The 12883-nt window shown below is 64.7% G+C and carries 11 protein-coding genes, 1 tRNA gene and 2 pseudogenes; 7 read left to right on the top strand and 7 right to left on the bottom strand.

Annotated elements, in window-relative coordinates; all coding sequences use genetic code 11:
* Positions 1-41: 41 nt before the first annotated feature.
* The gene (gene pyk / locus IWX75_RS14115) at positions 42-1535 is read left to right on the top strand and encodes a pyruvate kinase (RefSeq protein ID WP_196822878.1); all 1494 of its coding nucleotides are present in this window, start codon (positions 42-44) and stop codon (positions 1533-1535) included.
* A 118-nt stretch (positions 1536-1653) separates the two neighbouring features.
* On the opposite strand, the gene IWX75_RS14110 is transcribed toward pyk, so the two are convergent.
* Positions 1654-2256 carry an ANTAR domain-containing response regulator gene (locus tag IWX75_RS14110; protein ID WP_196822877.1) on the bottom strand — a complete coding sequence of 201 codons (603 nt, stop codon included), beginning with the start codon at positions 2254-2256 and terminating at the stop codon, positions 1654-1656.
* Between the two features lie 143 nt (positions 2257-2399).
* Between IWX75_RS14110 and IWX75_RS14105 the strand changes: the two genes are divergently transcribed.
* The 4 genes and pseudogenes from IWX75_RS14105 (at position 2400) to IWX75_RS14095 (ending at position 5933) form a co-directional block, all read left to right on the top strand.
* Positions 2400-2481: transfer RNA gene (locus IWX75_RS14105), tRNA-Leu, on the top strand.
* A 352-nt stretch (positions 2482-2833) separates the two neighbouring features.
* Positions 2834-3184: pseudogene (locus IWX75_RS17760) on the top strand (response regulator); the annotation flags it as partial.
* Positions 3185-3609: 425 nt separating this feature from the next.
* Entirely contained in the window at positions 3610-4548 is a 939-nt protein-coding gene (locus IWX75_RS17755; RefSeq protein ID WP_334684354.1) for an NAD(P)/FAD-dependent oxidoreductase, read from the top strand.
* Positions 4548-5933, top strand: a complete 1386-nt coding sequence (locus IWX75_RS14095) for a sensor histidine kinase (RefSeq protein ID WP_334684353.1) — start codon at positions 4548-4550, stop codon at positions 5931-5933. The genes IWX75_RS17755 and IWX75_RS14095 overlap by 1 nt, the downstream gene beginning before the upstream one ends.
* Before the next feature lie 150 nt (positions 5934-6083).
* Here IWX75_RS14095 and IWX75_RS14090 read toward each other — a convergent pair whose 3' ends face one another.
* The 4 genes from IWX75_RS14090 to IWX75_RS14075 all read right to left on the bottom strand — a co-directional run bounded on the left by IWX75_RS14090 (position 6084) and on the right by IWX75_RS14075 (position 10304).
* Complete coding sequence (locus tag IWX75_RS14090) at positions 6084-6341, bottom strand: DUF6458 family protein (RefSeq protein WP_196822876.1); 258 nt, start codon at positions 6339-6341, stop codon at positions 6084-6086.
* 572 nt (positions 6342-6913) lie between these two features.
* On the bottom strand, positions 6914-7342 hold the full coding sequence (locus IWX75_RS14085; protein WP_196822875.1) for a GlcG/HbpS family heme-binding protein: 429 nt from the start codon (positions 7340-7342) through the stop codon (positions 6914-6916).
* Complete coding sequence (locus tag IWX75_RS14080; protein WP_196822874.1) at positions 7339-9525, bottom strand: malate synthase G; 2187 nt, start codon at positions 9523-9525, stop codon at positions 7339-7341. The genes IWX75_RS14085 and IWX75_RS14080 overlap by 4 nt, the downstream gene beginning before the upstream one ends.
* Positions 9526-9683: 158 nt before the next feature.
* Entirely contained in the window at positions 9684-10304 is a 621-nt protein-coding gene (locus IWX75_RS14075) for an L-threonylcarbamoyladenylate synthase (protein ID WP_196822873.1), read from the bottom strand.
* Between the two features lie 107 nt (positions 10305-10411).
* Between IWX75_RS14075 and ligD the strand changes: the two genes are divergently transcribed.
* Positions 10412-11434: a non-homologous end-joining DNA ligase gene (gene ligD / locus IWX75_RS14070; RefSeq protein ID WP_196822872.1), complete on the top strand. Its 1023-nt coding sequence runs from the start codon at positions 10412-10414 to the stop codon at positions 11432-11434.
* A gap of 85 nt (positions 11435-11519) precedes the next feature.
* Positions 11520-11873: pseudogene (locus tag IWX75_RS14065) on the top strand (response regulator transcription factor); the annotation flags it as partial.
* 114 nt (positions 11874-11987) lie between these two features.
* Here IWX75_RS14065 and IWX75_RS14060 read toward each other — a convergent pair.
* Both IWX75_RS14060 and IWX75_RS14055 read right to left on the bottom strand, forming a co-directional pair.
* Positions 11988-12212 (bottom strand): hypothetical protein, encoded by a 225-nt coding sequence (locus tag IWX75_RS14060; protein ID WP_196822870.1) that lies wholly within the window; start codon positions 12210-12212, stop codon positions 11988-11990.
* A 128-nt stretch (positions 12213-12340) separates the two neighbouring features.
* Positions 12341-12829, bottom strand: coding sequence for a PaaI family thioesterase (locus IWX75_RS14055; protein WP_196822869.1), 489 nt, complete (start codon positions 12827-12829; stop codon positions 12341-12343).
* Between the last annotated feature and the right edge of the window lie 54 nt (positions 12830-12883).

The raw sequence follows: 12883 nt of genomic DNA, 5'->3' as shown, positions 1-12883 counted from the left end.
TTGACCGAATTTCCCCCACCAAACACGACTAGGCTAGGTTTATGAGACGCGCAAAAATCGTTGCAACCTTCGGGCCGGCAATCGCCAGCTATGAGAACACCCTCGCAGTCCTCGACGCCGGGGTGGATGTCGCCCGGATGAACATGAGCCACGGCGATTACACCGTGCACCAGCAGACCTATGAGCACGTGCGTCGTGCGTCCGAGGAGCTCGGGAAGCCCGTCGGCATCTTCGCCGACCTGCAGGGCCCCAAGATCCGGCTCGGCCGTTTCGCCGACGGTCCCCACGCCCTGGCGCCCGGCGACGTCTTCACCATCACCATCGAGGATGTCGAGGGCACGAAGGACATCTGCTCGACGACGTTCAAGGGTCTGCCGCACGATGTGAAGGTGGGGGACATGCTCCTCATCGACGACGGCAAGGTGTCCCTGCGGGCGACCGCCGTCGACGACGTCAAGGTGGTCACCGAGGTGACCGTCGGCGGCATGGTGTCCAACAACAAGGGCATCAACCTGCCCGGCGTGGCCGTGAACGTGCCGGCGCTCAGTGAGAAGGACGAGGAGGATCTGCGCTGGGCCATCCAGCTCGGCGTCGACATGGTGGCGCTGTCCTTCGTCCGCGGAGCCGACGACGTCAATCGCGTCCACGAGATCATGGACGAGGAGGGGCGCCGCGTTCCTGTCATCGCCAAGATCGAGAAGCCGCAGGCAGTCGAAGCCCTTGAGGAGATCATCGACGCCTTCGACTCCATCATGGTGGCCCGAGGAGACCTCGGCGTGGAACTTCCGCTACAGGACGTGCCGATCGTCCAAAAGCGAGCCATCGAGCTGGCCCGCCGTTGGGCGAAGCCGGTCATCGTGGCAACGCAGGTGCTCGAGTCCATGATCGAGAACCCGCGGCCCACCCGCGCGGAGGCCTCGGACTGCGCCAACGCCGTGCTCGACGGCGCCGATGCAGTCATGCTGTCCGGCGAGACCAGCGTGGGCAAGTACCCCATGGAGACCGTCCGGATCATGGCGGACATCATCGAATCCACCGAGAAACACGGCATGGAGCGCGTTCCCGCCCTCGGCAGCAAACCCAAGACTCGCGGTGGCGCCATCACGCGGGCCGCCGTCGAGATCTCGGATCAGCTCGACGCCAAGTACATCTGCACGTTCACGCAGTCGGGGGACTCGGCGCGGCGGCTTTCACGTCTGCGGCCGAGGAAGCCCGTGGTGGCGTTCACCCCGGTACAGTCCACGCTCAATGCGATGTCCCTGATCTGGGGAGTCGAGCCGAAGCTCGTGGAATTCGTGGAGCACACCGACCAAATGACCGCCCAGGTGGACCGCGTCCTGTTCGAGCAGGGCATGGTCGAGGTGGACGACCTCGTGGTCATCGCTGCCGGTTCCCCTCCCGGACAGGCCGGCTCGACGAACTCCATCAAGGTGCACCGCGTGGGAGACATCACCGACGCCGGCCAGATGCCCGACGGCCACACCTCCTTCGTCAAGGAAGGCGTCGGTCCCTGGCCGCTCAAGAACAAGAAGTAGATCTGCTGCGGCGATCGACGGGCCCCGCACTGGCCTCCTGAGCCCTGCACGATGGGCTGGAACGCCCGGCTGGTATTCCAGCCGGGCGTTCTGCGTTGCTGCTGGTTCCGGGGCCGGGCTAGTTGACCTGATTGATGATCGTCTCGGCCACTTCGCGCATGCTCAGGCGGCGGTCCATCGACGTCTTCTGGATCCAGCGGAATGCCTCCGGCTCGGTGAGGCCCATCTTCGTGGTCAGCAGGCTCTTGGCTCGCTCGACCAGTTTGCGGGTGGCGAACTGTTCCTGGAGGTCCGACACTTCCGCTTCAAGCGCCTTGATCTCCTCATGCCGTGACATGGCGATCTCGATCGCGGGGATGAGGTCCGCCGGCGTGAACGGTTTCACCACGTACGCCATGGCGCCTGCCTCACGGGCGCGCTCGATGAGCTCCTTCTGACTGAACGCCGTCAGGAGGACCACGGGCGCAATGCGGGCCTTGACGATCTGCTCGGCTGCCGTGATGCCGTCCATGACGGGCATCTTGACATCCATCAGCACGAGGTCGGGTTTGTGCTCCTTCGCGAGGGCCACGGCCTTCTCGCCGTTGTCCGCCTCGGCGACGACCTCGTAGCCCTCGCCCTGGAGGATCTCCACGATGTCGAGCCTGATGAGAGTCTCATCCTCGGCGACAATGACCCGCTTGGCGGGACCTGCTGCGGTGGAATCGGTGGGATCAGACACTGTTGCTCCTTGGTGACGGCACGTCCGGTCAGGTAGAGCGAAACGCTCCGACCGGTTCTCTGAAACAGCCTATCGGCATGTAGAGTTGTTTCGCGCACGAGCGGCGTTATGAGTCCCAGATCTCATGCATGCCGGTGCAGTTGGCCCGAATGGCGGAATTGGCAGACGCGCTGCACTCAAAATGCAGTATCGAGAGGTGTGTGGGTTCGAGTCCCACTTCGGGCACCTGTTTTCCCAAGTCAAAGGCTGTTTTGCTCTCCGGCTGTGGACAGTCCGGCGCAATTAGCGTGGTCCGGTTGCCGGATCTCGCCGAGCAGCATAGGCGAAGCAGCCACCGTGAGTTCTCGACCCACGCGCCCCATTCCCAACCTCAGGACCTAGACCTTCGGACGGCTGGTGCTCAGCGGCGACGCAGCACACGCCATGATCCCCCAATGGGACAAGGAGCGAACTCCTCACTGGAGGACGGCGCATGCACCGGACTTCTGATCGGTTGACCCATCGACCGTGACAGGTTCGGGTCCGCCAACCCGATCGGCGGACCCATAGACTCGCTGACTCGCTCTGGATAGGCTTCATGCTAGGTCTCCCGAGCAGATGGGCCACGCCACATGGCTGTAACCATGGACATCCGGTCATGACGAAGCCGAACATTCTGACGGTCGACGACGATCCGCAGGTTTCCGCGGCGGTTGCCCGCGACCTTCGCAACAGATATGGGTCTGAATTCAGGATTCTCCGGGCTACCTCCGGCGCCGAAGCCATGGAACTCCTGGCGAAGCTGGCCCTGCGCGATCAGGGGGTTGCACTGATCGCGGCGGACCAAAGGATGCCTCAGATGACGGGGATCGAGCTGATGGAGCGCGCGCGACCGCATGCTCCAGGGGCGAAGCTCCTCCTTCTCACGGCTTACGCGGACACCGATGTCGCCATCAAGGCGATCAACGACATCGGTCTCGATCACTACCTGCTCAAACCTTGGGACCCGCCCGCTGAGCGGCTGTATCCGGTGGTGGATGACCTGCTCGATGACTGGCGTCGGGCGAATCCCGATCACACGTCCGATGTGCGGGTGATCGGCGCCCGCTGGTCGGACCGTAGCCACGAGATCAAGACCTTCCTGGCCCGCAATCATGTGCCTACCGGTGGCATGACATCGAAAGGGACACCGAGGCCGCGCGTCTGCTGGATCTTGCGGGAGCAAGCACTGCGGATATGCCGTTGGTTATCCTGCCCGATGGTTCAGTGCTTTCTTCCCCCTCGACCTTTGATCTGGCCTCCGCCCTGGGTTTGCGCACCGTTGCTGAGCGGCCTCTCTACGATGTCTGCATCGTCGGGGGTGGACCGGCCGGTATGGCCGCTGCCGTTTACGCAGCGTCTGAGGGGCTCAGCACCGTGGTCGTCGAGCGCGAGGCGCCGGGCGGACAGGCAGGCCAGAGCGCCGCTATCGAAAACTACCTCGGCTTCCCGAAGGGCCTGAGCGGCTCCGATTTGACGCAGCGTGCCATGGCACAGGTGTCACGCTTCGGCGCTGAAGTGGTACTGGCGAACGACGTCGTGGGCTTCGAATCGCGAGGGCAAGCGCGGGCAGTGCTCTTCGGCTCGGGAGAGTTGGAGGCACGGGCACTCATTATCGCCACCGGCGTCTCCTACCGGAGGTTGGAGGCTGAAGGCATCGATGCTTTCAGCGGCCGGGGAATCTACTACGGCGCCAACGCCAGTGAGGCCGACCAGTGCGCGGGCGAGGATGTCTACATCGTCGGAGCCGCCAACTCGGCCGGCCAGGCCGCCATCAACTTCTCGCGTTTTGCGAAGCGGGTGATACTCCTCGTGCGGTCAGGCACGCTCGAGACCACCATGTCTCAGTACCTGGTGCAGCGGATCCTCGCTTCACCGGTGATAGAGGTCCGCTACCGGAGCGAGGTTGTGGCCGCCCGTGGAGATGGGCACCTCGAGTTCCTGGATCTCGCCGACCGGGACACGGGGCTGACGGAGGAGGTGGCGGCCAGCTGGCTCTTCATCTTCATCGGTGCGTCTCCTCGAACCGACTGGCTGGGTGAGGAGGTTGTTCGTGACAAGTTCGGTTTCATCGTCACCGGTCACGACCTGGTGATTCCCGGTAATCCTATGCTGTGGCCACTGACACGCGGACCATTCGCGCTGGAGACGAGCGTCCCCGGTGTCTTTGCCGCCGGTGATGTCCGGCTTGACTCGATGAAGCGTGTGGCATCAGCGGTGGGTGAGGGCGCGATGGCTGTTTATCTCGTGCACCGCTACCTGGGAACCGTCTGATGCACGCGAGTGAGCTCCGGGGCATCAGTCTCTTCAAGGGCCTCAGCGACCAACAACTTTCCGACCTCGTCGAAACGGGTGCAGAGGTCCTCATCGAACCCGGCGTCACCCTTTGGGACGAGGGCGAACCGGCGGACTTCTGGTGGGTCCTCGTCGACGGCGCCCTTCAGCCGCTTCGTCACATCGGACGTGAAGACACCGTCGTCGGGAAGATGGATGTGCCTGGACGATGGGCCGGCGGCTTCCGTGCCTGGGACGAAAGCAGTGTTTATCTGGCCACCGGGCGGGGAAGTGAGGAGGGACGGCTACTCCGGGTCCCGGCCACGGCCCTGCGAAGGCTGTACGCCGACTGGTTCCCCTTTGGCGTGCACTTCATCGAGGGCTTGTACGGGACGGTACGCCGGGTCGAATCAACCATTCGACAGCGAGAGGCGCTGGCGACGCTCGGCACGCTCTCGGCCGGCCTGGCCCACGAGATCAACAACCCGGCCGCGGCGGCAAGCCGCGCGGTGGAGGCCCTGGAAGACGCCTCGCAGATGCTGCTCACCTCCGTGGGTCGCCTTTCCCGCACCGGCGTCACTCCTGCCCAGTTCGCTGGGTTGGAGGCCCTGCGCGCCGGACTTACGACGACGGCGTCCGTTCCGGATGCACTCGCGCTAGCAGATCTGGAGGATCTCCTGTCCGATTGGCTGTCCGCGCGGAACGTGGAACGGGATTGGGTTATCGGCCCGACGCTCGCCGCTGCCGGCGCGGACCTGGAATGGTGCAACCGTGCTGAGTCGTTGTTCGATGGGCCCGCCCTGGATCCGGCGCTGGAGTGGGTAGCCGCTGCCCTGTCCATGGAGAAGCTGCTCTCCGAAGTCAGGGAGTCGACACGGCGGGTCTCCGAGCTCGTCGCAGCAGTGAAGTCCTATTCACAGATGGACCGGGGCTCCCGCCAGAACACCGATGTGGTTGAAGGCCTCGAAAGCACGCTTGTCATGCTTGGGCACAAGCTTCGCGGTGGGGTGGAGATAGTGCGCGAGTACAGCGATAACCTTCCCTCTATCGATGCCTACCCGGGCGAGTTGAACCAGGTGTGGACCAATCTCATCGACAACGCAGTGGACGCGATGGATGGCGTCGGCACCCTGAGGGTAGCTACCCTCAGTGACGGAGCCGGAGTGACGGTAGAAATCGGTGACACTGGTCCGGGTCTTCCACCACCTGTGGCGAAGCGGGCCTTCGAGGCGTTCTACACGACGAAGGACGTCGGTAAGGGGACCGGGCTTGGTCTTGATATCGCTCGAAGAATTGTCGTCGAGCGGCACGGCGGGACGATCGATCTCGAATCCGTTCCCGGCAGGACCGTATTCCGCGTCTGCCTCCCACTCGTCCAGGCCTGACGCTCGACCACGCCGGCGTTCTTATCGCTTTCCGTGCGGTGAACCGCACGGTTGCTGACGCCCACGCACAGCTCAGGTCCCACTTCGGCCACAATGCATCACCGATGAGGAGACCGGAGGCATAACCTCCGGTCTCCTCATCCCGGTGCGTCAGAGAGCGGAGTCGCGGGTTTCGTTACGGGTAACGGCTTCGCCGGTGTTCGGATCGACCACGGAGCGTGACTCCGTGATGCGGTGCTGCCGGCGCGGTGCGGCCATCGCCACGGAGGCAATCAGCCCGATCAGGCCGACGCCCATGAGAATCCAGCCGACCATATCGAGATTGACGACACTGACTGTGTCCAGGTTGATGGCGAAGGTGAGGATTGCTCCCACAGCGATGAGGAAAGCAGAGAAACCGATACGCATGGCGAATGCTCCTTTTGGTTTTTGAAATGCGGAGTGAACAGCGTTCAGGTGCGGCGTACAACCTCCGGAGACATTGTGGCGCTAAGCCTACTTTGGAATTGCTGATTCTTCTCACGCGACTCTCAGGAGTTTTTCAACGGCCATCAGAAGCAAATAAAGGGGTTGACTGGCCGCTGACCTTGGGAGTGCTGACTCCTTCACCGAGCGCATCGATGCTCGTGGGAGGATGTCGACCGGAACAATTCGATCTCCGGTGTGACGCGTGGATTCCGAAATACTTCCCCATGAATGCGGCAGGGTCCCGCGGCTGTCGGCCGACCCGACTACGAGACGGATGAAGGGGTGGAATCATCATGGGAGAGCCAGAAACTCGGCAATCTCGCCGGCGCCTCGCAATTGGCTATGATCGCGAATATGTCCCGATTGCGGACGACCGCGAACTTATCCAACCGGGCTGAAAGGGATCCCGGGTATTCCGACCGGAGCCCATTGTGCAGGATATGGACTCCGGCTCAAGTCCCACTCGGAATTTCGTGTTCCGTCCGTTCGAGGACGTCAGTCCACCTGAGCCGTCAGTCCACCTGAGCCGTCAGACCGGCAGCCTCGATCGCCGTCGACGCCGCGGTCTCGTCGTTGTCGGAGCTGTCGCCGCTGATACCCACGGCACCCCTGATCACGCCGTCCTGATCGCGGACCAGTACGCCACCGGGCACCGGAATCAGTCGGCCACCCAGGGTCGCGGTCGCTGCTGCAATGAAGTAGGCCTGCTGCTCGGCGCGCTGCATGATTGCACGCGAACCCATTCCGAGGGCCAATGCCCCGTACGCCTTGCCCTGGGCGATCTCGAAGCGGTTGTTCGAGGCGCCATCCTGGCGCGCGGCGGCGAGGACGTGGCCACCGGCGTCGAGCACGACGACGGTCAGCGGTTTGAAGCCGTGCTGCTGGCCCGCCGCAAGGGCGTCGGTGATGATGGATTGTGCGGATGCCAATGTCAGGCTCATGATGCGTTCCTCGTCATCGTGTCGGTGTGCTTGTGCAGGGCGCGGCGCCGGTGCAGGATCGGCTCGGTGTAGCCGGACGGCTGGGCGGCGCCGTCGAGGACGAGCTCGCGGGCTGCGAGGAACGCCTCGGTATCGAACGCCGGGGACAGAGGCGTGTAATCGGGGTCCGAGGCGTTCTGCTCGTCGACGACCGCAGCCATCCGCCGCAGTGACGCTTCCACTTCTTCCTCGGTCACGACACCATGCAGGAGCCAGTTCGAGACGTGCTGCGAACTGATGCGGCAGGTGGCGCGGTCCTCCATCAGGGCTGTGCCGTGGATGTCGGGGACCTTGGAGCACCCCACGCCGTCGTTCACCCAGCGGACGATGTAGCCCAGCGTGCTCTGGATGTTGTTGTCCAGCTCATTGCGCCGATCATCGGCGCTCCAGTCGGTGGGCTGACCGACGGGGATAGTGAGAAGCTGCCGCAGTGTCGACCGGCGCTTCCCGGCGAGTTCGGCTTGCCGGGCGTCCACGTCGACCTGGTGGTAGTGGGTGGCGTGGAGGGTCGCGGCGGTCGGGGAGGGCACCCAGGCGCAGTCCGCGCCGGCGAGCGGATGCGCGACCTTCTGGGTCAGCATGTCGGCCATGTTGTCCGGGGCCGCCCACATGCCCTTTCCGATCTGGGCCCGACCGCTGAAGCCGCACTCCAGCCCGATATCGACGTTCGCGTCCTCGTATGCCGCGATCCAGCTGGAATTACGCATGTCGGCCTTGCGGACCATCGGGCCGGCGAGCATCGAGGTGTGGATCTCGTCGCCGGTACGGTCCAGGAACCCGGTGTTGATGAACGCCACACGGTCCCGTGCCTCAAAGATGCACGCCTTCAGGTTCGCGGACGTGCGGCGCTCTTCGTCCATGATGCCGATCTTGAGCGTGAGCGGATCGAGGCCCAGCACGGGCTCGGTAGCTGCAAGCAGGGCGCAGGCCACGGCGACCTCACCCGGTCCGTGCATCTTCGGCTTGACGATGTAGACGGAGCCGGCCCGCGAGTTGGAACCGGCGTGTGAGCCCCGCAGATCATGCACCGAGCCGAGGCCGGTGAACAGGGCATCGAGGATCTCCTCGGGCACCGGAGCGCCGGCGGGGTCGAGCACGGCGTCGCTGGTCATCAGGTGGCCTACCTGACGGATGAGCAGCAGTGAGCGGCCGGGCAGGGTCAGCTCCGAGCCGTCGGTTGCCGTGTAGACGCGGTCAGGGTTGAGCCGTCGGGTGTAGGTGCCCTCACCCTTCGCGATTTCGGCGGTGAGGGTGCCCTGCATCAACTGCAGCCAGTTGCGGTAGCCCGACACCTTGTCCCCGGCGTCGACCGCCGCCACGGAGTCCTCGAGGTCCATGATCGTCGTGGTCGCGGACTCAAGCACGATGTCCTTCACACCGGCCGGGTCGCCCGAGCCGATGGAGTGGGTGCGGTCGATCTGGATCTCCACATGGAGTCCGTGGTGGACGAGCAGCACGGACTCGGGCGCGTCCGCGGCTCCGCGGTAACCCACGAGCTGCCCCGGCTCCGCGAGCCCCAGTGAACCGCCCGGCGTCTCCGCGACGAGAGCGCCGTCCGCGATCCGGTAGACGGTTACGTCGGCGTGGGATCCGCCGGCCAGGTCGGTGTACTCATCGAGGAACTGCCGTCCGCGTGCCACAACGGCGGCACCGCGGACCGCGTTGTAACCACCCGTGTGCTTGCGACCCTCGGCGTCGTCCACGGCGTCGGTGCCGTACAGCGCGTCATAGAGCGAGCCCCAGCGGGCATTCGCCGCGTTGGCAGCGAACCGTGCATTCAGCAGGGGAACTACCAACTGGGGTCCTGAGACTGTGGCGATCTCGGGGTCGACCCGGCCGGTCGTGATGGTGAAGTCCCCGGGCTGATCGACCAGGTAGCCGATCGAGCGGAGGAATTCTTCGTAGGCTTCCGGATCCACGGGCACCGCGCCGCGGTCGCGGTGGTACTCGTCGATCTGCTGCTGCATCAGATTCCGGACTTCCAACAGTTCCCGCACCCGCGGCGAGAACTCGCCGATGAGCGAGGCGGCGCCAGCCCAGAATGCCCCCTCCTCGATCCCGGTCCCCGGCAGTGCTTCGTCCCGGACGAAGGCATAAAGCTCTTCCGCGATGCTGAGCTCGTTGATCTCCAGGTAATTCGGCATAGTGCCCGCCTTCTAGATTTTTCGTAGTGTGGAAGAAACCTACCAATATCTAAAACCTAACCAGCACTGCCCCGTCAGTCAATGCGGACTGCCCGAGGCTGCAGGACGCGGCGCCGTGTGAGGGGCCGGATCTGAAGCGCACTCGTTCTCGACGGCAGCTACTCGAACCGGGACGGGTCACCCATTCCGCGCCGGACGATTTCCCCGGTTCCGCTCGAGAAGTCGACCACTGTGGTCGGTTCGGCGCCGCAGTCCCCGGAATCGATCACCGCGTCGACCTGGAAGTCGAGTTCCTCCTTGATCTCCCAGCCCTCCGTGAGGGGAGTTTCCTGATCGGGAAGCAGCAGCGTACTGGACAGCAGCGGCTCGCCGAGCTCCGCAAGCAGCGCCTGAACCATCCGATGGTCCGGGATACGTACCCCCACCGTCTTCTTCTTCGGGTGCAGCAGCCGTCGCGGCACCTCCTTGGTGGCGGGCAGGATGAAGGTGTAGCTGCCGGGCGTCACTGCCTTGATGCTGCGGAACACGTCGTTGTCGATCTGCACGAACTGCCCCAGCTGCGCGAAATCGCTGCAGACGAGGGTGAAGTGGTGCTTGCTGTCGAGCCGGCGGATCGCCCGAATGCGATCCAGTGCCTCCCTGTTACCCAGCTGCGCCCCGAGCGCATAGCAAGAGTCCGTCGGGTAGGCGATCAGCCCACCTGACCTCACGATCTCGGCAATCTGGACGATCGCCCGGGGTTGCGGATCCTCGGGGTGCACATCGAAGTATCTGGCCATGCCACGAGCATATGTTCAGCGCTCGCTACGCGCACTGGTCGGCGGTTCGCCGGGGCTCGGTTGCGGTTTCCGTCCGGCAGGAATCGGCTACGAGTACTCTAGTTCCCATGGCCAGCGAAGCAACCACCCTGATCGTCGACGGTCCGGGGGGCCCCCGGAACCTGCGCATCTCGAGCCCATCGCGCGTCCTCTGGCCGGAACTCGGCCTGACGAAACTCGACCTCGCCGGGTACCTGGTGGCGGTCAGCCCGGCGTTCCTCGCCGCGAACGGCGACCGCCCTGTCTCGCTCCAGCGTTTTTCGGGCGGAATCGACGGGGAGCAGTTCTTCTCGAAGAATCCACCCAAGGGCACCCCGGACTTCGTGCGCTCCGTGCCCGTGACCTACCCGAGTGGCCGCTCGCATCCGCAACTGGTCCTTGACGAACCGGCAGGTGTGGTGTGGGCAGCGCAGATGAACACCGTCGTGTTCCACCCTTGGGCTTCCCGCGCCGGAAATACCGACAATCCCGACCAGCTGCGGATCGACCTCGACCCGCAACCCGGCACCGGATTTCCGGAAACGGTTCCTGTAGCCCTTGAGCTCCGGTCGATCCTCGCGGAGGCGGGCCTCACCGCGTTCATCAAGACCTCAGGCAACCGGGGGCTCCACGTCTTCGCTCCGATCGAACCTACCCATGAGTTCCTGGACGTCCGGCACGCCGTCATCGCTGCGGCCCGGGAACTGGAACGTCGGATGCCGGACACCGTGACCACCGCATGGTGGAAGGAGGAGCGCGGCGGGAAGATGTTCGTCGACTACAACCAGGCCAACCGCGACCGCACCATGGCCGGCGCCTACAGTCCGCGCCCACTACCCCACGCGCCGGTCTCCTGCCCCCTTGAGTGGGATGAACTGGCAACTGCCGACCCGGCGGCCTTCACCATAGCGACGGTGCCCGACCGGGTGGCGGAGAGGGGTGACCCCTGGGAATCCATGCACAGCTCGCCGGGAACGATCGACACCCTGCTGGGGTGGTGGAACCGTGACCTCGATGCCGGTCTGGGCGAACTCGTGTTCCCGCCCGACTATCCGAAGATGCCGGGTGAGCCCCCGAGGGTCCAGCCGAGCCGTGCCCGGAAGACCTCTTGACCCCACTTGAACCGATGGTGTCGGGACGTGCGGCGCGCGGGCGGCCAACGGCGGCCGGACGGCCTCCGGTCGGTAGACTTGCCGCATGTCCAGGAAAGAGCCCTTCCGCACCGCGGTGGTCATCGAAGACGACGACGACGTCCGCGACCTTCTCCACACCGTGCTCACCGGCGCAGGGTTTCGGGTCCACACGGCTCCAGCGGGCCTCGCGGGCGTGCAGATGGTACGGCGTCTCCTGCCCGACGTCGTCACCCTCGATGTCGGGTTACCCGACATCGACGGATTCGAGGTCGCCCGCCGGATCCGCTGCTTCTCCTCCACGCTGATCGTCATGCTGACCGCGCGGTCCGACCCCGCTGACGAAGCCCGCGGCCTGGAGGCCGGAGCCGACGGTTACCTGCACAAGCCGTTTCGGCCCTCCGAGCTCAGGACGCGGATCGAGGAGGGGCTCGAATGCCGTCTGCAGCCCGGGCTGAACAGCTAGGCGGACTGTCCTCGACGTAGGGATCCGCTCGCTGGGAAGGTTGAGGCAACCAAACGCGGAGCCTTCGTCCTAGTCGTCGCCGTCCTCATTCTCCTCGCCCCGGGAGTCGTCTCCCTGATCGGTGTCGATGCCATTGTTGTCGTCGAATTCCTCACCGTCGTTCTCGTTCTGCTGCTCCTCCTGCTGCACTTCATCGGCCGGAGCGTCCTCCTGCTCGGAGTTGTCACAGCCGGTGAGGAACAGGGCGGTAGCGACGAGGAGGGCAGCGGAGTGCCGAAGCAGGTTTCCTGACATGGTTTCTCCCTTCAGAGGCGTGCCCACAACCGTAACCGGCGGGCAAAAAGGACGGCAAGGACAAGGTCGGAGTCACCCGCCCCTTGCCTTTGCCGCAGGGAGCTGGGCCGCGGAAAGCCGGACCGCTGCTAGGCGCCGCTGTCCCGGAGAAGGTTGGTAATGCGGGCGGTGGAGAGCCGGCGGCCGTCGTCGTCGGTCATGACGACCTCGTGCGTTGTCAGGGTCCGACCAAGATGAAGTGCTGTGGCAGTGCCGGTGACGGTTCCCGACGCGACGCCGCGGTGGTGGGTTGCGCTGATTTCGATGCCCAGGGCATGGCGACCGGGGCCGGCGTGGATACCGGCAGCGAACGAGCCGAGCGTTTCGGCCAGCACGAGGTGCGCGCCGCCGTGCAGGATCCCTGCCACCTGTTCATTGCCTTCGACCGGCATGGTCGCGACCATGCGGTTTGCACTCATCTCGAGGAACCTGATGCCCATCTTCAGGGTCAGGCGCCCGACGCCGTGCTCGCCGAGCCACTCATGCATCTCCGGGGGGACGCCCGCGGCCGTCAGTTCCGCCACATGGTCCTTGCGCGCTTCGCTGGGCGAACCGGGCTGAGTGAAATTGTCCATCATGGGAACTAGGCTGGCACCTGTGAGTGAAACAACCAAACCAGCTGCCACCCTGAC

Origin of the sequence: Arthrobacter sp. CAN_A6 (assembly GCF_015751715.1) — a bacterium.
Classification (GTDB): Bacteria; Actinomycetota; Actinomycetes; order Actinomycetales; family Micrococcaceae; genus Arthrobacter_D.
The sequence above is the reverse complement of the archived record's forward strand: the minus strand, read 5'-3'. Positions and strand labels throughout refer to the sequence as shown.